We start from the raw sequence: 20,520 nt of genomic DNA, 5'->3' as shown, positions 1-20,520 counted from the left end.
TCTCCCCGCAAGCGGGGAGAAGGTGGCCGGCAGGCCGGATGAGGGGCGAACGCGGCCTCCCCTACCCCCCGCCCGACAGCAGCCGCGCCGCCGCCGCCCGCGCCTCGTCCGTCACGGAGGCGCCGGCGAGCATGCGGGCGATCTCCTCGGTGCGCGCGCCGTCGTCCATGCGGGCGACGCGGGTGGCGACCGCCTCGCCGCCCTCGACCGGACCCTTGGAGATCAGGAGATGGGTTGCCGCGCGCGCCGCGACCTGCGGCGCATGGGTGACGGAGAGCACCTGCACCGTGGAGGAAAGCCGCTTCAGCCGCTGGCCGATCGCATCCGCCACCGCGCCGCCCACGCCCGTGTCGATCTCGTCGAAGACCAGCGTCGGGGCGGAGCCGCGGTCGGCGAGCGCCACCTTCAGCGCCAGCAGGAAACGCGACAGCTCGCCGCCGGAGGCGACCTTCATGATCGGCCCCGGCCGCGTGCCGGGATTGGTCTGGACGTGGAACGCGACGCGGTCGATCCCCTCCTCCGCGCCGCCCTCCGGATCGGTGACGATCTCGACGGTAAAGCGCGCCCGCTCCAGCTTCAGCGCCGGCAGCTCCGCCATCACGGCGGCGGCAAGCGCCTCGGCCGCGTGATGGCGCCGCTCGGAGAGCGAGCGGGCGGCGGCGTCATAGGCGGCGCGCGTCTCGGCGAGCCGGGCCTCGAACTGCGTGAGCTTCTCCTCGCCGGCGTCGAGATCGGCGAGATCGGCGATCATCCTCGCCGCCAGCGCCGGCAGGCCGGCGACCGGCACGGAATATTTGCGGGCGGCGGCGCGCAGCGCGAAGAGCCGCTCCTCCGTGCGCTCCAGCTCCTTCGGGTCGTATTCGGTCTTGCGCAGCGCCGCCTCCACGGCCATCTGCGCGTCGGAAAGCAGGTTCAGCGCCTGGTCGAGCAGGTCGACCGTCTCCTCCAGGAGCCCCGGCGCCTCGTGGCTCTTGCGCTCCAGCCGCCGCACCATCGAGGCGATCAGCGGCACGGGCGAGGCATGGCCGTTCAGGAACTCGCTCGCCTCGTTGATGTCGCCGGCAATCCGCTCGGCCTTCATCATCCGGGCGCGCTTGTCCGCAAGCTCGTCCTCCTCGCCGTCCTGCGGCGAGAGCACCTCCAGCTCCTCGACGGAGGCGCGCAGGTAGTCGGCCTCGCGCGCGGCCGCCTCAACCTTCTCGCGATGGCGGCGGAGCGTCCGGTCGGCCTCCTTCCACTGGCGGAAAAGGGCGCCCACGTCCGCGACCGCCTCGGCGAGGCCGCCGAAGGCGTCGAGCAGCAGGCGGTGGGCGTCGGCGTCGACCAGCGCGCGGTCGTCGTGCTGGCCGTGGATCTCGACGAGGAGCTGGCCGGCCTGGCGCATCAGCTGGACGGAGACGGGCTGGTCGTTGACGAAGGCGCGGGTGCGCCCGTCGGCCGATTGCTGGCGGCGGAAGATGAGGTCGCCGTCGTCGTCGATGCCGTTGTCGTGCAGGAGGTCGCGCACCGCGTGTCCCGCCGGCACGTCGAACACGGCCGTCACCTGCCCGCGCTCCGCGCCGTGGCGCACGAGCGAGCCGTCGCCGCGCCCGCCGAGCGCCAGCGAGAGGCTGTCGAGCAGGATGGACTTGCCGGCCCCCGTCTCGCCCGTCAGCACGGAAAGGCCGGGCTCGAAGCCGAGATCCAGCCTCTCGATCAGGACGATATCGCGGATCGACAGCTGCGAAAGCATGGCCGGCGCGTCTCTCCGGTCAGGCGCCGATCAGCTTCTTGCCGGCGCGCGAGATCCAGGACCCGGAGTTTTCCCGCGGCTCCAGCCCCTTGCTCTGCAGGAGCTTGTAGCTGTCGGCATACCACTGGCTGTCCGGGTAGTTGTGACCGAGCACGGCGGCCGCCGTCTGCGCCTCGCTGGCGAGGCCCATCGCGTAATAGGCCTCGACCAGGCGCGCGAGCGCCTCCTCGATCTGGTTGGTGGTCGGATACTGCTCGACGACGGTGCGGAAGCGGCTCACAGCGGCGATGAACTCCTTGCGCTCCAGATAGTAGCGGCCGACTTGCATCTCCTTGCCGGCGAGCTGGTCACGGGCGAAGCGGATCTTCGTCTGCGCGTCCTCGACATATTCGGAGTCCGGATAGTTGTCGACGACGGCCTGCATCGCCTCGATGGTCTGGGCGGCGGCGCGCTGGTCCTGCGTCACGCTGGGGATCTGCTTCCAGTAGGCGAGCCCGACGATATATTGCGCATAGGCTGCGTCCTCGGACTGCGGATAGAGGCTGAGGTAGCGCTTGCCCGCGGTGATCGCCTCCTCGTTGCGGCCCTGGCGGTAGTTGACGAAGGCGTTCATGACGAGCGCCTTGCGGGCCTGCTCGGAGAAGGGATGCTGGCGGTCGACGGCCTCGAACTTGCGGCCCGCCTCGCCGACCTTGCCGGCCTGCAGGTTGGCGAGGCCTTGGTTGTAGAGCACGTCCGGCGGATCGTTGTCGGCTTCCAGCTTCGTGATGTCGATGTCCGGATCGGTCTGGCACGCCGAGAGCACGGCAGCCGATGCCGCGGCGGCGAGCGCCAGATAGACGATGCGCGCCGTCTTCTTCACACCAATTGACCCTGCAACTACCATCTGACAATCCCAAATCGGCGGCGCCCGATGCGGGCAGGCCTCATGACCCGCGTTTCTATCTCCAAATGAGCGCGGACCGCAACGCCATGGCGGCGCATTAACGCATTTTTATGGCAAGCCGTGCATGGGGTGTCGCGCTTCCGCCTCAGGCGGACCAGGGCGCGAATTCCGGCGCGTTGACGGCGATGAGCTCGCGCTGGCCGGCGCGCGCGCGCGCCCCCGAGGCTTCCACCACCTCGTAGGCGGAGGGGTCGGAGAGGAGCGCCTTCAGCGCGTGGGCGTTCATGCGGTGGCCGCCGCGATAGGAGCGGTAGCAGCCGATGAACTGGGCGCCGGCAAGGGCAAGGTCGCCCACGGCGTCGAGCGTCTTGTGGCGCACGAACTCGTCGGCGTAGCGCAGCCCCTCGACATTGACCACCGTGTTGTCGTCGGAGATGACGACCGAGTTCTCGAGCGAGGAGCCGAGCGCATGGCCCGACGCCCACAGCCGCTCGACGTCGCGCATGAAGCCGAAGGTGCGCGCGCGCGAAAGCTCCCTGCGGAAGGTCGCCGGCGTGAGGTCGCCCCTCCAGGCCTGCCGGCCGATCAGCGGGCAGTCGAAATCGATCTCCACCTCGAAGCGCGTGCCGTCATGGGGGGAGAACTCCGCCCAGGACGCACCCGCCTCGACGCGGACCGTGCGGACGATGCGGATATAGCGGCGCTTGACGGCGAGCGGGACGAGGCCTGCATGGTCGATCGCCTCGATGAAGGGGGCGGAACTGCCGTCTATGATCGGCATCTCGGCGCCGTGCACCTCGACCAGCACGTTGTCGAGGCCGAGCGCATAGAGCGCGGCCATGACGTGCTCGACCGTGGCGATGGATTTCGCCGGCGAGAAGCCGAGCACCGTGCACAGATCCGTGTTGCCGACCTGCGAGGAGACGGCACGGTATTCGCTGACCGCGCCGTCGTCGTGCACGCGCTGGAAGACGATGCCGCTGTCGGCCTCGGCCGGGTGGAAGGTGATCGACACGGCCGCGCCGGAATGGACGCCGGTCCCCGAAACCGTCACCGGACTGGCCACCGTCGTCTGGAAACCGAGCATACCGATCGTCATGTGCATTCGCCTCGTCTTTAGTGCCGGCGCATGCCGCGCCGGGGATTTCTGTCGCGGTCCCTTCCGGGACGTCCCCGGGCATGCGCATCGCCGCCGCCAACGGCCGTCGCGCGCGTGGAATTCGCCGGAGCGATCCGCCATGTGCCGATTGTCCGAATCCGGCTGCCCTTCGGGTTCATCGCAAATCTAGTCGGTCGACCTCAGTCATACAAATCACTGTTTCTTTCGCTCTGTTACGCGCGAGCGACGCCTCAAGCCATTGGAAAGATTGCAGAATAAAAAATGCCCGGACCATGGCCCGGGCATCTTCGTCACACGTTCCTGTGGGCCCTCAGTTCGACTGCCGGCGCAGGAAGGCCGGGATCTCGAGCTGGTCGTCCTCGGAGAGCGCACGCGGCTGCGGATTGGCGCGGCCGTGGTCGTCGAGCTGGCCGCGGCGCGGCGCGTAGAGGCTCGCTTCCGGCGACAGCGGACGGCGGCTCTGGGCGGCGGGTGCGGCCTGCGCCGGCTCGGCGGAGGCGTGCGCCTCCTCTTCCTCGCGGCGGCCGAGCGAGGAGGTGATGCGCTTCAGGAGACCCATCGGGCCGCGCTCCTCGTGGTGGCCGGCGGCCGGCTGGTGGACGGCGCGGTGGTCGATCTCGGCCTTCACGACGGGCGGGAAGTCCTCGATCTTCGGCATGCGCATGGCCTGCGGCTCCTGGCGGACGACCGGCTCGATGCGATGCTGGGCGACCGGAGCCGGCTGCGGCTGGGCCGGGACGGCGCGCTGGACGACGGGCGTCTCGGCGGGCGCGGCGAAGATCCGGCTCTGCGGACGGAAGTCCTCCTGGGCGACGGCGGCCGGCTGGACCGGAGCCGGACGGGCGGCCGGAATGGCGAGCTCGCGGTCGAGATTGGCCTCGGCGGCGCGGATCGCATCGGCGATCGGATCGACGTCGGCGGCCGGCTGCTGGGCGGCAGGCTGCTGGGCGACCGCCTGCGGCTGGGCGACCGGCTGCGGCGCGGGGGCCGCAGCCTGGTGCTGCGGCTGCGCCGGGACGGCGGCGGCGGGACGGATCAGCGGCTTGCCGACGCTGCGAAAGTCAGCCGAACGCGCAGCCACCTCCGAGGCCGCGCGATCGATGCCGGTGGCCACGACGGAGACACGGATCAAGCCTTCGAGGTCCTCGTCGAAGGTCGCGCCGAGGATGATGTTGGCGTCCGGATCGACTTCCTCGCGGATGCGGGTCGCCGCCTCGTCCACTTCGAAAAGCGTGAGGTCGCGGCCGCCGGTGATCGAGATGAGGAGGCCCTGGGCGCCCTTCATCGAGGTCTCGTCGAGCAGCGGGTTGGCGATCGCCGCTTCGGCGGCGGCCATGGCACGGCCCTCGCCCGAGGCTTCGCCGGTGCCCATCATGGCGCGGCCCATCTCGCGCATCACCGAGCGGACGTCGGCGAAGTCGAGGTTGATCAGACCTTCCTTGACCATCAGGTCGGTGATGCAGGCGACGCCCGAATAGAGCACCTGGTCGGCCATCGCGAAGGCGTCGGCGAAGGTGGTCTTGTCGTTGGCGATGCGGAACAGGTTCTGGTTGGGGATGACGATCAGGGTGTCGACCGACTTCTGCAGCTCCTGGATGCCTTCCTCGGCAAGGCGCATGCGCCGGCCGCCCTCGAAGTGGAACGGCTTGGTGACGACGCCGACCGTCAGGATGCCCTTGTTGCGGGCGGCCTGGGCGACGATGGGCGCAGCGCCCGTGCCGGTGCCGCCGCCCATGCCGGCGGTGACGAAGCACATGTGGGTGCCGTTCAGGTGATCGATGATCTCGTCGATGCATTCCTCGGCGGCCGCGCGGCCGACCTCCGGCTGCGAGCCGGCGCCGAGACCTTCCGTCACCTGCACGCCCATCTGGATGATGCGCGTCGCCTTGGTCATGGTCAGCGCCTGGGCGTCGGTGTTGGCGACGACGAAGTCGACGCCTTCGAGGCCGGCGGTGATCATGTTGTTGACGGCGTTGCCGCCGCCGCCGCCGACACCGAAGACGGTGATGCGGGGCTTCAGCTCAGTGATGTCCGGCTTCTGCAGCTTGATGGTCATTGTACCCGTTCCTTTCGTTTCCGGCCGCTTCGCCCAGCCGGCCTGTTCCTTGCGATGTCGTTGTCGGTCTTTTCCGGCGGCGGACCGCCGGGAAACCCGTCAGAAACTTTCCTTCAGCCACTGCCCCATGCGGGCGATGCGGCCGTTGCCACCCGTCAGCTGCGAGAGCATGCCGCCCTGCACAGCGTGTTCTTCAAGCTCCGCGAACTGCGGATAGATCATCAGCCCGACCGCCGTGGAGAAGGCCGGCCCCTTGGCCGCCGCCGGCAGGCCGGAGACGCCGAGCGGACGGCCGATGCGCACGTTGCGGGCGAGGATGCGCCGCGCCGCGTCCGGCAGGCCGGTGAGCTGGCTCGCCCCCCCCGTCAGCACGATCCGTTTTCCGACGATCGGCGAGAAGCCGGACTTCTGGATGCGGTCGCGGATGAGCTCCAGCGTCTCCTCGATGCGGGCGCGCACGATGCGCGAGACGAGCGTGCGCGGCACGTGGGTCGGCTGGTCGCGGTCGTCCTCGCCGATCGGCGGGACGGCGACGATGTCGCGCTCGTCGCCGGCGGTCGCCAGCGCCGAGCCGTGCACGACCTTCAGCCGCTCGGCATCCTCGATGCGGGTCGAAAGCCCGCGCGCGAGGTCGGTCGTGACGTGGTGCCCGCCGAGCGAGACGGCGTCGGAATGGACGAGCCGGCCCTCGGCGAAGACGGAGATCGTCGTCGTGCCGCCGCCCATGTCTATGCAGGCGCAGCCGAGCTCGACCTCGTCGTCGACGAGCGCGGAGAGCCCGCTGGCATAGGGGGTCGCCACCATGCCCTCGACGGAGAGATGCGCGCGGTTGACGCAGAGTTCGAGGTTCTTCAGCGCCGTGCGCTCGGCCGTCAGCACGTGCATGTCGACGCCGAGCACGTCGCCGAACATCGACAGCGGATCGCGGATGCCGCGCTCGCCGTCGAGCGAGAAGCCGGTCGGCAGCGAATGCAGGATCGCCCGGTCCTGGCGCAGCGACCGCTGGCCGGCGGCGGCGAGCACCTTGCGCAGGTCGTTGGCGTCGACCTCCTGGCCGCCGAGGTCGATGGTCGCGGTATAGACGTCGCTCTGCAGGCGCCCCGCCGAGACGTTGACGATCAGGCTCTCGATGGTGAGCCCCGCCATGCGCTCGGCCGCGTCGACGGCGAGCCGGACGACGCTCTCGGCCGCGTCGAGGTCGGCGATCACGCCGTTCTTGACGCCGCGCGAGCGCTGGTGGCCGATGCCGATGATCTCGATATTGTGGGTGCGGCCGGGCAGGATCTCGCTTTCGCCGCGCGGCGTCAGCCGGCCGATCATGCAAACGACCTTGGTCGAGCCGATGTCGAGCACGGAGACGACATGGGCGCGCTTGGAGGAGAGCGGCTTCAGCCGCGGCAGGCCGAAATGGGAGGAACCGAAAATGCTCATGTGTTCTTCGCCGCTTTCTTGAGTTCCTTCGCCCGCTTCTCGACCGCCGCGTTGCGGCGGGCAAGCGCGCCCTCGGTGAGCTGGATCGTCGTGCGGTCCTCAAGCCGCAGGTCCACGGCGGCGATGTCGCGCTCCAGGAGCGCATGCTCCGCCTCCATCGTCGCCAGCATGTCCATGGCGCGCGGCACGTTGCGCTCAGGCAGCTTGACGACGATGCCGTTGTCGAGGCGCAGGTCCCAGCGGCGGCCGGCGACGCGCACATAGGCCTTCACCCGCGCCTTGATGTCCGGCCAGTTGTCGAACTCGGCGGAGAAGTCGGCCGCCGCCGTCTCCGCGTCGCGGCCGACGAAGAGCGGCAGCGTCGAGAACTTGTTGTCGCGCAGCGGCGCGATGACGCTGCCGTTCCTCTCGATCAGCGCGAGATCGCTGCCGTGCTGCCAGATCGCGAAGGCCTCGCGCTCCTTGAGCGCGATCTCGATCGTGCCCGGATAGATCTTGCGCACCGAGACGTCCTCGACCCAGGGCAGTTCGGCGATCTTGGCGCGCGCCTCCTTGACGTCGAGCGCCATCAGCGAGGTCGTGCCGTCGAGGCCGATGCGTTCCAGGATGTCGATCTCGGAGGTCTCGCGGTTGCCGGAGACCCGCACGTCCTCGATGGCGAAGCCGAGCGCGGTGGTTGAAGCCTGGGCGAAATCCTGCGAATGGCCGCCGAGCGACATGCCGTAGAGGCCGGTCGCGCCGAGGAAGGCAAGGCTCGCGAGGCTTCCGGCATGGCGCGGGATGTGGACGCGGCCGGCCGCGAGGCTGACGAGGAAGCGGACGACGCGGCGCAGCGGACGCGGCAGCACGCGCCCGGCTTCCGTCTCCGGAACGCCCGCGGGCCTTACCCTCGTCTTCTGCCTGGAGCTCAACGCAAGCACGACGCGTCCTCCACCATCCACTTCAAGAACTCACCAAAGGAGTGGCCGGCATGCTCGGCCATTTCGGGCACCAGGGAGGTGGGAGTCATGCCCGGCTGGGTGTTGATCTCCAGCCAGATCAGCTCGCCGTTCTCGGAGAATCGGTCGTCGTAACGGAAGTCGGAGCGGCTGACGCCACGGCACCCGATCGCTTGATGCGCCTTGAGCGCGAGTGTTTGTATTTTTTGGTAAATATTTGGTGAAATCTCCGCCGGAAGGACGTGTTTCGAGCCACCTTTCACATATTTGGAATCGTAGTCGTAGAAGGCGTGGCCCTGCGGCACCACTTCCGTGACGCCGAGCGCGACGTTGCCCATGACGCCGCAGGTGAGCTCGCGCCCGTAGACGTAGCGCTCGACCATCACCTTGTCGCCGTAGCGCCAGTCGTCGGAGGCGATGACCTGCGGGGGATGCGGCTGGTCCTCCTTGACGATAACGACGCCGAAGGAGGAACCCTCGCGCACGGGCTTCACCACATAGGGCGGCTTGATCGGATGCGCCGAGGTGAAGTCGAAGCGGTCCATCAGCTTCTGCTCGGCGACGGGGATGCCGGCGGCCTTGGCGACGATCTTCGCCTGCGCCTTGTCCATGGCGAGCGCGGAGGCGAGCACGCCGGAATGGGTATAGGGGATCTGCAGGTATTCGAGGATGCCCTGGATCGTGCCGTCCTCGCCGAACGGCCCGTGCAGCGCGTTGAAGGCGACGTCGGGCTTCAGCTCGGAAAGGACGCTCGCGACATCATGGCCGACGTCGACGCGGGTCACGCGAAAACCCTCGGCCTCCAGGGCATCGGCGCAGGCGTTCCCCGAAGACAGGCTCACCGGCCGCTCCGACGAAAAACCACCCATCAGCATCGCCACATGCCTTGCGCTCATAAGACCCCCGACAAACCCGCACCATGCCCTTGCTCGCTTGCGCGGACCTGATTTTTTCCGAGGCCCCGACTCGAAAAGCGAGATGGGACCACTAGAGCGGCATTAAGGTTAATGAAGCGTTTACTTTCCTTAACCGGGACGGCGGGACGTGAAATTTCCCCGCGCCCGAATCAGGGACGCTTCGATTCCGCCTCTGGAATCAGAGAGTTGGGCGCCACGCAAGGGATCTGTCCGGTCCGGCGAACGACAAAGGCCTCCGCCCTTGCGGACGGAGGCCTTGCGAAGACGGATGGTGGAGGCGTCAGGCGTCCTCGCCGACCGCCTTCCAGATCGCCGCACCGACCACCGCGCCGACGATCGGCGCGAGCCAGAACAGCCACAGCTGCCCGAGGGCCGCGGTATCGGCGAAGAGGGCGACGCCGGTGGAGCGGGCCGGATTGACCGAGGTGTTGGTGACCGGGATGGAGACGAGGTGGATGATCGTCAGCGTCAGGCCGATGGCGATCGGCGCGAAGCCGGCCGGCGCGCGGCCGTGCGTGGCGGCGAGGATGACGAAGAGGAAGAAGGCCGTCAGCACGACCTCCGCCACCAGCGCCGCCGTCAGCGAATAGCCGCCCGGCGAAAGCTCGCCGTAGCCGTTGGAGGCGAAGCCGCCGGCGACGAAGTCCGCCTTGCCGGAGGCGACGAGATAGAGCGTGCCCGCCGCGACGACCGCACCGGCGACCTGCGCCAGGATATAGGGCACGAGGCTCGACATCGGAAAGCGGCCCGCGACCGCAAGCCCGACGGACACCGCCGGATTGAAGTGCCCGCCGGAGATGCCGCCGACCGCATAGGCCATGGTCAGGACCGTGAGGCCGAAGGCGAGGGACACGCCGAGAAGGCCGATGCCGACCTCGGGAAAGCCCGCCGCCAGCACCGCGCTGCCGCACCCGCCCAGGACGAGCCAGAACGTGCCGAGGAACTCGGCCGAGAGTTTGTTGAACATGGAATTCCCCCCAGGTTGGAAACCCCGCCTTCGCGGAGCCTCGCCGCGCAACCCCTGCGCGACCTGGACGGTTTTCGCTAAATTTTTCTGAACGGAGGCTGAACGGGCGGCGTCCGGCTCAGGCCGTGGCGCGGCCCAGGAATTCCTTGACCTCGTAGCCCGGCATGAAATTGCCGATGCGCCTGATCTCCCATTGCAGCATGACGCCGGAATGCTCCAAGACGCGGCTTCTCACCGTCTCGCCGAGATATTCGAGCTCGTAGCCGGTCGCCTGCCCCGTGTTGATCATGAAGTTGCAATGCATCGGCGACATCTGCGCGCCGCCGATCATCATGCCGCGGCAGCCCGCCTCGTCGATCAGCTTCCAGGCGGAATGCCCTTCCGGGTTCTTGAAGGTCGAGCCGCCGGTCTTCTCGCGGATCGGCTGCACGGTCTCGCGATGCTGGCGCACGGCATCCATCTTCGCGCGGATCTCCGCCTTGTCGCCGGCCTGCCCCTGGAACACCGCGTGGGTGAAGATGAAGCCTTCGGGCGCCGAGGAGTGCCGGTAGCTGTAGCCCATGTCGGCATTGCTGAGCACGTGCCTTCTGCCCTCGCGGTCGACCGCATGCACCTCGACGACGAGGTCCTTCGTCTCGCCGCCGTTGGCGCCGGCATTCATGCGCAGCGCCCCGCCGATCGAGCCGGGGATGCCGTAATAGAACTCGAAGCCGGCAATGCCGTGGTCGAGCGCCATGGCGGCGATGTTCTTGTCCGGGCAGATCGCGCCGGCCCTGATGCGGTTCTCGCCGGCGAGCTCGACGTCGCCGAAGCCCTTGGCCGAGAGGCGGATGACAACGCCCGGGATGCCGCCGTCGCGCACGAGCAGGTTGGAGCCGACGCCGGTGACGGTGATCGGCACGTCGTCGGGCACGAGCTTCAGGAAGGTGACGAGGTCGTCGACGTCGTGCGGGTGGAACATCAGCTCGGCAAGCCCGCCGGCGCGGAACCAGGTCACGCGGTCCATCGGCGCATCCGGCGTCAGGCGGCCGCGGACCTCCTTGATGCCCTCGCCGAAAGAAGCCAGCAGCTTCGCCCCATCCACACGCTTCATGCCACCTGCCCCGAAATGCCTGCCAAGTCCCTGGGCAGCGCCTGCGCCCAGTAGGTGATGCTGCCCGCGCCCAAGAGAACCACGAAATCGCCGGGCTTTGCAATGCCGGCGACCAGCGGCGCCAGCGCCTCCGGCCCCTCCAGGAACCGCGCGTCGCGATGTCCCGCCGCCTTGATGCGCGAGACCAGCTCCTCCGCCGTCACGCCGTCGACCGGGTCCTCTCCGGCCGCATAGATCGGCGCGATCAGGATCGTGTCGGCATCGTTGAAGCAGCCGGAAAACTCCTCGAACAGGCTCGCCACGCGGCTGTAGCGGTGCGGCTGGTGGATGGCGACGATGCGGCCCGAGCAGGCCTCGCGCGCCGCCCTCAGCACCGCGCGGATCTCCACCGGATGATGGCCGTAGTCGTCGTAGACGTTGACGCCGTTCCAGCTTCCCGTCAGCGTGAAGCGGCGCTTCACCCCGCCGAAGCCGGCGAGCCCCCTGGCGATATCGTCGGCCTTGATGCCGAGGCGGTTGGCGACGGCGATCGCCGCCGTGGCGTTGGAGACGTTGTGGCGGCCGGGCATCGGCAGGCGCAGGTCCTTGAACGGGATCACCTCGCCGGTGCGGCGGCGGCGGATCTCCACGTCGAAGACCGAGGTCGCGCCGTCCATGCGCACGTTGCCGAAGCGCACGTCGGCCTGCGGGTTCTCGCCGTAGGTGACGACCTTGCGGTCCTCGATGCGGCTCACCATCGCCTGCACCTCCGGATGGTCGAGGCACATGACGCCGAAGCCGTAGAAGGGCACGTTCTCGACGAACTGCCGGAAGGCGGCGCGCACGGCGTCGAAATTGCCGTAATGGTCGAGGTGTTCCGGGTCGATATTGGTGACGACGGCGACGTCGGCGGGCAGCTTCAGGAAGGTGCCGTCCGATTCGTCGGCCTCCACCACCATCCACTCGCCCTCGCCCATGCGCGCGTTCGTGCCGTAGGCGTTGATGATGCCGCCGTTGATGACGGTCGGGTCGAGGCCGCCCGCCTCCAGCAGTGCCGCGACCATCGAGGTGGTCGTCGTCTTGCCGTGCGTGCCGCCGATGGCGATGGCGTTGCGGAAGCGCATGAGCTCCGCCAGCATCTCCGCGCGGCGCACCACCGGCAGCAGTTTTTCCCGCGCGGCGACGAGCTCGGGGTTGTTCTTGCGGATCGCGGTGGAGACGACGACGACCTCGGCGTCGCCGAGGTTTTCCGCCTTGTGGCCGACGAAGACCTCGATACCCTTGTCGCGCAGGCGCTGCACGTTGGCGCTGTCGGCCTGGTCGGAGCCCTGCACGCGGTGGCCGAGATTGTGCAGCACCTCGGCGATGCCGCTCATGCCGATGCCGCCGATGCCGATGAAATGGACGAGCCCGATGCTCGTGGGCATCTTCATGGCCGTTCTCCCTTGAATTGCGCGATGGTCTTGCCGCCCGCAATAGCCTCTACCATCGAGGCGAGCAAGCGCGCCGCCTCCGGTTTCCCGGCCTTGCGGGCATTCGCCGCCATCGCCGCCATGCCGGCCGGATCGCCCATCGCCTCCGTAAGGATTTCCGCGAGACGCTCGGGCGAAAGCTCGGCCTGGGGGATCACCCTCGCCCCGCCGCCGGCCGAGAGAGCCGCGGCATTGGCCGCCTGGTCGTGGTCGAGAGCATAGGGATAGGGCACCAGGATCGACGGGCGGCCGATGACGGCAAGCTCCGAGACCGTCGAGGCGCCGGAACGGCAGATGACGAGATGGGCGCCGGCGATCCGCGCCGCCATGTCGGTGAAGAAGGGCGAGACCTCGGCCGGCACGCCGAGATCGGCATAGGCCTTGACGACCGCTTCGCGATCCTCCGGCCGCGCCTGCTGCGTGACCGTGAGCCGCGCCCGCCCGGCCGGGCCGAGCGCCGCGACCGCCGCCGGGATCGCCGCAGAGAAGAACTGCGCCCCCTGGCTGCCGCCGAAGACGACGAGGCGGAATTCGCCGTCCGTCGAGGCGTCATAGGCAACGCCGGCCGCCTCCAGCACCGCCGGGCGCACCGGATTGCCGGTCGTCACGGTCTTGGCGGCATGGGTCCCGCCGGTCTCCGGCAGGAAGCCGCCGGCGATCGCCTTCACGCGGTTGGCCAAAGCCCTGTTGGCCCGGCCCATCACCGCGTTCTGCTCGTGGATCATCGCGGGGATGCCCATGTTGGTGGCGGCCATGAGCGGCGGCACGGTCGGGTAGCCGCCGAAGCCGACGACGACCTTCGGCTTCAGCCGCGTCATCAGCCGGCGCGCGGCGCGGATCCCCCGCCAGAGCGTGAACAGCGTCTTCACGACGGCGACCGGGTTCTTCGAGCCGAGCGTCGCCGACGGCACGACATGGATCTCCTCGGCCGGGAATTTTCCGGCGAATCGCTCGGCCCGGCTGTCGGTGACGAGATGGACGGACCAGCCGCCCCCCTTCAGTTCGTGCGCCAGCGCCTCGGCGGGAAAGAGGTGCCCCCCGGTGCCGCCGGCGGCGAGAAGAACGATGCCCTTGGTCATCGAGGAAAGCCCCCCTCATCCGCCTGTCGGCACCTTCTCCCCGATGGGGAGAAGGGGAAAATCACTGGCGCCGCGATTCTCCTTCTCCCCATCGGGGAGAAGGTGGCCCAAAGGGCCGGATGAGGGGGACGCCCCGAACGCATCACCACCCTCATCACTCCGCCGGCGCGACGATGCCGCCGCGGAAGAGGCTGCGCTCGGAGGCGCGCTTTTCCGGCCGGTGGCGGGTGAGCGCGAGGATGAAGCCCGCCGTCACGCAGATGGCGATCATCGACGAGCCGCCGTAGGAGATCAGCGGCAGCGTCATGCCCTTGGCCGGCAGCAGCTCGAGGTTGACGCCGATGTTGATCATCGACTGCGTGCCGAGCTGCAGCACGAGGCCGGCGACGGCGAAGCGGGTGAAGTCGTTGCGCTCGCGGAAGGCGTGGCTCAGGCCGCGCATCACCACGAAGGCGAAGATCATGACGATGATCATGCAGAAGACGATGCCGAACTCCTCGGCCGCCACCGAGAAGATGAAGTCGGTGTGGCTGTCGGGGATGATGCGCTTGACGGTGCCCTCGCCCGGCCCCTGGCCGAACCAGTCGCCGCGGATGATCGCCTCGCGCGCCGTGTCGACCTGGAACGTGTCGCCCTCGCCGGTCAGGAACCGGTCGATGCGCCCCGCCACATGCGGCAGCAGCGTATAGGCCGCCACCAGCCCGCCGACGCCGAGGCCGCCGAGCACGATGATCCAGAGCCACGGCATGCCGGCCATGAAGAACATGCCGCCCCAGACGGCGGCCGTCAGGATCGTCTGCCCGAGGTCGGGCTGGGCGACGAGCAGGGCCGCGACGATGCCGAAGAGGATGATGGCGAAGAGGTTTCCGGGGATCTCCGGCTGGCGGGCATGCTCGGCGAAGAGCCAGGCGCAGATGACGACGAAGGCCGGCTTCATGAATTCGGACGGCTGGATGGAGAAGCTGCCGATCGAGATCCAGCGCCGCGAGCCCTTGACCTCGACGCCGAAGAACAGCGCCAGCACCATTGCCGCCAGCGACACGACGAGCAGGATCATCGCCGCCCGGCGCACCTGCCGCGGCGACATGAAGGAGATGCCGAGCATCACCGCGATCGCCGGGATCAGGAAGAAGGCGTGGCGCTTGACGAAGTGGAAGCTGTCGAGGCCGAGGCGCTCGGCGACCGGGGGGCTCGCCGCGAAGGACAGCATGAAGCCGAGGCCTATCAGCAGGATGAAGGCCGCCAGGAAAAAGCGGTCGATGGTCCAGAACCAGTCCGCCATCGCACCCCGTTCGGCTCTGCTCACCATCTTTCCGTTCCTTCTCTAATCTAGACCAGCATCGTCACGCCCGGCAGCGCCGCGACGTGTCCGACGAAGGCATCGCCCCTGACCTCGAAGTTCTTGTACTGGTCGAAGCTTGCGCAAGCCGGGGATAGCAGCACCGCGGCAGGCCCGCCGCCCTGTGCCGCATCCTCCGCCGCGTCCGCCACCGCCCGCTCCAGCGTGCCGGAGAGCGCGAAGGGCACGGCTCCGCCGAGCGTGGCGGCGAAGGCCGGCGCGGCCTCGCCGATCAGATAGGCCTTGGCGATCCTCGGGAAGAAGCCGGAAAGCGAAGCGATGCCGCCCTCCTTGGGAACGCCGCCGGCGATCCAGTGGATGCGCTCGAAGCTCGACAGCGCCGGCGCCGCCGCATCCGCGTTGGTCGCCTTGGAATCGTTGACGAAGAGCACCTCGCCCCTGCGACCGACCGGCTGCATGCGGTGCTTCAGGCCCGGGAAGGAGGCAAGGCCCGCGCGGATCGACGCCTCGTCCACGCCGACCGCCAGGCAGGCGGCGACGGCGGCGGCGGCGTTCTGCGCGTTGTGGGCCCCGCGCAGCGTCTCGATGCCGGCAAGGTCGACGAACGGCCGCGCCGTGCCGCCCTGCGCCAGCATCAGCCGCGTCCCCTCGGCATAGACGCCGTCGGCAAGCGGGTTGCGCTTGGAGATGCGCACGACCTTCGTGCCGGCGCGCTCGATACGGTCGGCGATCCGCTCGCAGAAGCCGTCGTCGACGCCGACGATCGCCGTGTCGCTCGCGGCCACCAGCCGTTCCTTGATGTCGGCATAGAGCTGCATCGTGCCGTGCCGGTCGAGATGGTCGGGCGTGAGGTTGAGGAGGATGCCGGCCGAGGGGTTCAGCGAGGGCGCGAGGTCGATCTGGTAGGAGGAGCACTCGACCACGTAGAAGCGGCCGGCCTTCGGCGGGTCTAGGGTGAGCACCGCCGTGCCGATATTGCCGCCGAGCTGCATGTCGCGGCCGCTCGCCTTCAGGATATGGGCGATCAGCGCCGTCGTCGTCGACTTGCCGTTGGTGCCGGTGATGGCGATGAAGGGGCAATCCGGTGCATGCGCGCGCCGCTCGCGCGCGAAAAGCTCGACGTCGCCGATCACCTCGACGCCGGCCGCCTGCGCCAGAACGGCGCTCCAGTGCGGCTTCGGGTGGGTGAGCGGCACGCCGGGCGAGAGCACCAGCGCGGAAATCCCCGTCCAGTCGAGCCTGCGCAGGTCGCCGGTCTCGACCCCGGCCGTCGCGGCGTTCTCGACGCTTTGCGGATTGTCGTCCCAGGCGGTGACCTTCGCCCCGCCGGCGGCAAGCGCGAGCGCCGTCGCGAGCCCCGATCCGCCGAGGCCGAACAGCGCGACGCGCCTGCCCTTGAGCGTGGTGACGGGGATCATCGCCGCCTCACCTGAGCTTCAGCGTCGACAGGCCGACCAGCGCCAGCACGACGGCGATGATCCAGAAGCGCACGACGACCTGGCTTTCCGTCCAGCCCTTCTTCTCGAAATGGTGGTGGATCGGCGCCATCAGGAAGACGCGCTTGCCGGTGAGCTTGAAGGAGGCGACCTGGATGATGACCGACAGCGTCTCCATGACGAAGAGGCCGCCGATGATGGCCATGACGATCTCGTGCTTGGTGGCGACGGCGACGGTGCCGATCAGGCCGCCCAGCGCGAGCGACCCGGTGTCGCCCATGAAGATGGCGGCCGGCGGCGCGTTGAACCAGAGGAAGCCGAGCCCCGCGCCGATCACCGCGCCGAGGACGACGGCGAGCTCGCCCGTACCCGGCACGAAATGGATCTGCAGGTAGTTGGCGAAGACCGCGTTGCCGGCGAGATAGGCGATGACGCCGAAGGAGGCGGCCGAGATCATCACCGGCACGGTGGCGAGCCCGTCGAGCCCGTCCGTCAGGTTCACGGCGTTGCCGGCGGCGACGATGACGAAGCCGCCGAACAGCACGAAGAAGATGCCGAGATTGATCATCAGGTCCTTGAAGAAGGGAAAGGCCACGGAGGAGCCGAAGGTGGAGCCCGCCGTGCCCGCCGAAAGCGCCGCCCGCATCATGAAGAAGGTGGCGATGCCGGCGATGACGAATTCGAGCCCGAGCCGCGCCTTGCCGGAGAAGCCCTTGTCGGTCTGCTTGGTGACCTTGAGATAGTCGTCGTAGAAGCCGATCGCGCCGAAGCCGAGCGTGACGAGCAGCGTCGCCACCACGTAGACGTTCGACAGGTCGGCCCAGAGCAGCGCGCTGCCGACGATGCCGGCCAGGATCATCAGCCCGCCCATGGTGGGCGTGCCGGCCTTCTTGAAGTGGGTCTGCGGCCCGTCGGCGCGGATCGGCTGGCCCTTGCCCTGGCGGATGCGCAGCGACGCGATGATCATCGGGCCGAAGAGGAAGACGATTGCCGCCGAGGTGAACAGGGCCGCGCCGGTGCGGAAGGTAATGTAGCGGAACAGGTTGAACACCTGAACGGTATCAGCCAGCTCGACGAGCCAAAGCAGCATTGTCAGCCTTTCCAAAGGTTCCCCGGGGCCGCCGGCGCCATGGCCGGCGCGGCGGAACAGAAATTACAGACGAAAAACCCGGCGGACGGCGGTCCGGCCGGGCCTCTTTCAATTTTCGCGCTCCCTCTCCGGGATCGGCGGATATTTGTCAAGCAAGGCGGCGACGATGCGGCCGAAGCCGGTGCCGAGCGAGGACTTGACGACCAGCACGTCGCCCGGCCGCACCGCCTCCAGCACGAAGGCGGCGAGCGCGTCGGCATCGGCGCGGTATTCCTTGCGCATCTCCTCCGGCAGCGCGGCGAAGAGCGCGGCCATGTCGGGCCCCGCGAGCCAGGCGTCCGTCGCCCCGGCCTCGGCGAGCGGGCCGGCGAGTTCCGCATGCACGGCGGCGGACTGCTCGCCCATCTCCAGCATGTCGCCGAGAACGGCGATGCGCCGGCCGCCGTCGTGCGGTGCCGCGTCGCGAAGAAGTGCGAGTGCGGCGCGCATCGAGGCGGGGTTGGCGTTGTAGCTCTCGTCAATCAGCGTGAACCAGCCGCCGTCCCTGGCAAGCCGGTGGCGCCGGCCGCGCCCCTTTTCCGGCCGCATGGCGGCAAGGCCGGCCATCGCCTTCTCGACGTCGCCGCCGGCAAGGTGCACGGCGCCGAGCACGGCGACGGCATTCTCGGCGATGTGCCGGCCGGGCGCGCCCATCGGCACCTCCAGCGTCTGGCCGCCGATCGCCGCCGTCAGCAGGCCGCCCTCGGCGCGGGGCTCGAAGTCGAGGAGGCGGAATTCCGCCTCGGGGTCGGCGCCGAAGCTGTGGACATGCGCCACGCCCGCCGCCTCCGCCGCCTTTACGAGCAGCGCAAACTGGGCGTTGTCGCGGTTGAGGATGGCGTGGCCGCCGGGCACGATGCCTTCGAAGATCTCCGCCTTGGCGGCGGCGATCTCCTCGATGTCGCGGAAATTGCCGAGATGGGCGGGTGCCACCGTCGTGACGATCGCCACGTGCGGGCGCACCATGGCGACGAGCGGGCGGATCTCGCCCGGATGGTTCATGCCGATCTCGAAGATGCCGTAGTCGGTGTTCTCCGGCATGCGGGCGAGCGTCAGCGGCACGCCCCAGTGATTGTTGAACGAGGCGACGGAGGCGTGCACCTGCCCGGACGGCACGAGCGCCTGGCGCAGCATCTCCTTGCTCGTCGTCTTGCCGACCGAGCCGGTGACGGCGACGATGCGCGCGGCGGTGCGGTCGCGCGCCGCGCAGCCGAGGTCGATGAGCGCCTTCAGCACGTCCGGTACCACGATCATCGGCGTGATCAGCCGCCCGAGCGCCGGCAGCTTGGCCTCGCTGACGACGAGCAGCGCCGCCCCGTTCGCCGCCGCGATGCTGGCGAAGTCATGGCCGTCGACGCGGTCGCCCTTGATGGCGAAGAAGGCCTCGCCCTGCGTGATCGCCCGGCTGTCGATGGAAATGCCGGTCACACCCTGCGGCAGGGAGCCGATGGGCCGGCCGTTCATCGCCGCGACGAGGTCGGCGCTGGTCCACAGCCACGTCATCGGCCCGTCTCCGCAAGCGCCTTCCTGACCTCGGCATGATCGGAGAAGGGCAGCGTCACGGCGCCGACGGTCTGGCCCTCCTCGTGCCCCTTGCCGGCGACGATCAGCGTGTCGCCCGACTGCAGCATCCCGACGGCGGCGCGGATCGCTTGCGACCGGTCGCCGATCTCGGTGGCGCCCGCAGCCCCCGCCATGATCTCGGCGCGGATCGCCTCCGGCACCTCGGAGCGCGGGTTGTCGTCGGTGACGATCACCACGTCGGCGAGCCGCGTGGCGATCTCGCCCATGATCGGCCGCTTGCCCTTGTCGCGGTCGCCGCCGCAGCCGAAGACGACGATGACGCGGCCGGTGGTGAAGGGGCGTACCGAGGCGAGCACGTTTTCGAGCGCGTCCGGCTTGTGGGCATAGTCGACATAGGCGAGCGCGCCGTTCCGCGCGTGCCCCACCAGCTCCAGCCGGCCGGAGGCGCCGACCAGCCGGTCGAGGGCGGCCATCGCCACGGTCGCCGAGACGCCGGTCGACATGGCGAGCCCCGCCGCGACGAGCGCGTTCGCCACCTGGAAGTCGCCGGCGAGCGGCACGTGCACCTCGAAGATCTCGCCGCCGGCGTGGATCTCCGCCGTCTGCTTGTGGCGGAAATGCTCGACGCGCTTCAGGCAGAGATAGTCGCCCCTGCGCCCGGTCGTGCGCACGTCGAGCCCGGCCTTGCGCGCCGCCTCGATCGCCCTGCCCGACCATTCGTCGTCGGCGTTGATGACGGCGGGCGCGCCCCTTGGAAGCAGCGTGTCGAACAGGCGCATCTTCGAGGCCATGTAGTGCTCGACGGTCGGATGGTAGTCCATGTGGTCGCGGCCGAGATTGGTGAAGGCGCCGGCGGCAAGCCGCACGCCGTCGAGGCGCGCCTGGTCGAGGCCGTGGCTGGAGGCCTCCATCGCCGCATGGGTGACGCCGGCGTCCGCCAGCTCGGCGAGCAGCGCATGCAGCGATACCGGATCGGGCGTCGTCAGCGAGCCGTAGTCGTTGCGGCCGGGGGCTATGACGCCGGTCGTGCCGATCATCGCCGCCGCATGTCCCGCATGCGTCCAGATCTGCCGGGTGAAGGAGGCGACGGAGGTCTTGCCGGCGGTGCCGGTGACGGCGACCATGGTCTCCGGCTGGCGGCCGTAGAAGCGCGCGGCGGCAAGCGCCAGGAAGCGGCGCGGCTCGGCGACGGCAAGGACCGGCACCGGCGCCTCGACCGCCACGCCGTCCGCGACGACGACCGCCGCCGCGCCGCGCGAAACCGCGTCGGCGACGAAGGCCGCACCGTCGGCCCTGCTGCCGGAGAGGGCGACGAAGAGGTCGCCCGGCTTCACCTTGCGGCTGTCGCTCGCAAGGCCGCCGACGTCGGTCGCGGCGGCGTTCCCCAGGTCTTTGGTTTCGGGTCCGGCGAGGTCACTGATCTTCATCGTCTGCTCTGTTTTCTTTAGGTGGGCCGTTTCG

General features: G+C 69.2%; 16 protein-coding genes. All 16 read right to left on the bottom strand.

What is annotated here, in order from left to right:
• Positions 1-61: 61 nt before the first annotated feature.
• Positions 62-1,732, bottom strand: a complete 1,671-nt coding sequence (recN, locus tag NNZ72_RS22120; RefSeq protein WP_257317851.1) for a DNA repair protein RecN — start codon at positions 1,730-1,732, stop codon at positions 62-64.
• A 19-nt stretch (positions 1,733-1,751) separates the two neighbouring features.
• A complete protein-coding gene (locus NNZ72_RS22115; RefSeq protein WP_257317850.1) occupies positions 1,752-2,618 on the bottom strand; it encodes an outer membrane protein assembly factor BamD in 867 nt (288 codons plus the stop codon).
• Positions 2,619-2,763: 145 nt separating this feature from the next.
• On the bottom strand, positions 2,764-3,717 hold the full coding sequence (gene lpxC, locus NNZ72_RS22110) for a UDP-3-O-acyl-N-acetylglucosamine deacetylase (protein WP_257317849.1): 954 nt from the start codon (positions 3,715-3,717) through the stop codon (positions 2,764-2,766).
• Positions 3,718-4,048: 331 nt separating this feature from the next.
• Positions 4,049-5,794, bottom strand: a complete 1,746-nt coding sequence (gene ftsZ / locus NNZ72_RS22105; protein WP_257317848.1) for a cell division protein FtsZ — start codon at positions 5,792-5,794, stop codon at positions 4,049-4,051.
• Positions 5,795-5,893: 99 nt separating this feature from the next.
• A complete protein-coding gene (gene ftsA / locus NNZ72_RS22100; RefSeq protein WP_257317847.1) occupies positions 5,894-7,225 on the bottom strand; it encodes a cell division protein FtsA in 1,332 nt (443 codons plus the stop codon).
• A complete protein-coding gene (locus tag NNZ72_RS22095) occupies positions 7,222-8,145 on the bottom strand; it encodes a cell division protein FtsQ/DivIB (protein WP_257317846.1) in 924 nt (307 codons plus the stop codon). Before NNZ72_RS22095 ends, ftsA begins: the two co-directional genes overlap by 4 nt.
• Positions 8,133-9,059: a D-alanine--D-alanine ligase gene (locus NNZ72_RS22090; RefSeq protein ID WP_257317845.1), complete on the bottom strand. Its 927-nt coding sequence runs from the start codon at positions 9,057-9,059 to the stop codon at positions 8,133-8,135. Before NNZ72_RS22090 ends, NNZ72_RS22095 begins: the two co-directional genes overlap by 13 nt.
• Before the next feature lie 301 nt (positions 9,060-9,360).
• Complete coding sequence (aqpZ, locus tag NNZ72_RS22085) at positions 9,361-10,047, bottom strand: aquaporin Z (protein ID WP_257317844.1); 687 nt, start codon at positions 10,045-10,047, stop codon at positions 9,361-9,363.
• Between the two features lie 118 nt (positions 10,048-10,165).
• Complete coding sequence (murB, locus tag NNZ72_RS22080; protein WP_257317843.1) at positions 10,166-11,140, bottom strand: UDP-N-acetylmuramate dehydrogenase; 975 nt, start codon at positions 11,138-11,140, stop codon at positions 10,166-10,168.
• Entirely contained in the window at positions 11,137-12,552 is a 1,416-nt protein-coding gene (gene murC, locus NNZ72_RS22075) for a UDP-N-acetylmuramate--L-alanine ligase (RefSeq protein ID WP_257317842.1), read from the bottom strand. The genes murB and murC overlap by 4 nt, the downstream gene beginning before the upstream one ends.
• Entirely contained in the window at positions 12,549-13,670 is a 1,122-nt protein-coding gene (gene murG, locus NNZ72_RS22070; protein WP_257317841.1) for an undecaprenyldiphospho-muramoylpentapeptide beta-N-acetylglucosaminyltransferase, read from the bottom strand. The genes murC and murG overlap by 4 nt, the downstream gene beginning before the upstream one ends.
• 154 nt (positions 13,671-13,824) lie before the next feature.
• Positions 13,825-14,979 carry a putative lipid II flippase FtsW gene (gene ftsW, locus NNZ72_RS22065; RefSeq protein ID WP_257317840.1) on the bottom strand — a complete coding sequence of 385 codons (1,155 nt, stop codon included), beginning with the start codon at positions 14,977-14,979 and terminating at the stop codon, positions 13,825-13,827.
• Positions 14,980-14,999: 20 nt separating this feature from the next.
• On the bottom strand, positions 15,000-16,388 hold the full coding sequence (gene murD, locus NNZ72_RS22060) for a UDP-N-acetylmuramoyl-L-alanine--D-glutamate ligase (protein WP_257317839.1): 1,389 nt from the start codon (positions 16,386-16,388) through the stop codon (positions 15,000-15,002).
• 7 nt (positions 16,389-16,395) lie between these two features.
• Positions 16,396-17,496 carry a phospho-N-acetylmuramoyl-pentapeptide-transferase gene (gene mraY, locus NNZ72_RS22055; RefSeq protein WP_257317838.1) on the bottom strand — a complete coding sequence of 367 codons (1,101 nt, stop codon included), beginning with the start codon at positions 17,494-17,496 and terminating at the stop codon, positions 16,396-16,398.
• A gap of 108 nt (positions 17,497-17,604) precedes the next feature.
• Positions 17,605-19,038: a UDP-N-acetylmuramoylalanyl-D-glutamyl-2,6-diaminopimelate--D-alanyl-D-alanine ligase gene (locus tag NNZ72_RS22050; RefSeq protein WP_257317837.1), complete on the bottom strand. Its 1,434-nt coding sequence runs from the start codon at positions 19,036-19,038 to the stop codon at positions 17,605-17,607.
• Entirely contained in the window at positions 19,035-20,486 is a 1,452-nt protein-coding gene (locus NNZ72_RS22045) for a UDP-N-acetylmuramoyl-L-alanyl-D-glutamate--2,6-diaminopimelate ligase (protein WP_257317836.1), read from the bottom strand. The genes NNZ72_RS22050 and NNZ72_RS22045 overlap by 4 nt, the downstream gene beginning before the upstream one ends.
• Positions 20,487-20,520 lie beyond the last annotated feature (34 nt).

It is taken from the genome of Shinella pollutisoli (genome assembly GCF_024609765.1).
Taxonomy (GTDB): Bacteria; Pseudomonadota; Alphaproteobacteria; order Rhizobiales; family Rhizobiaceae; genus Shinella; species Shinella pollutisoli.
Note: the sequence above shows the minus strand (reverse complement) of the source record. Positions and strands in the feature narration are given on the sequence as shown.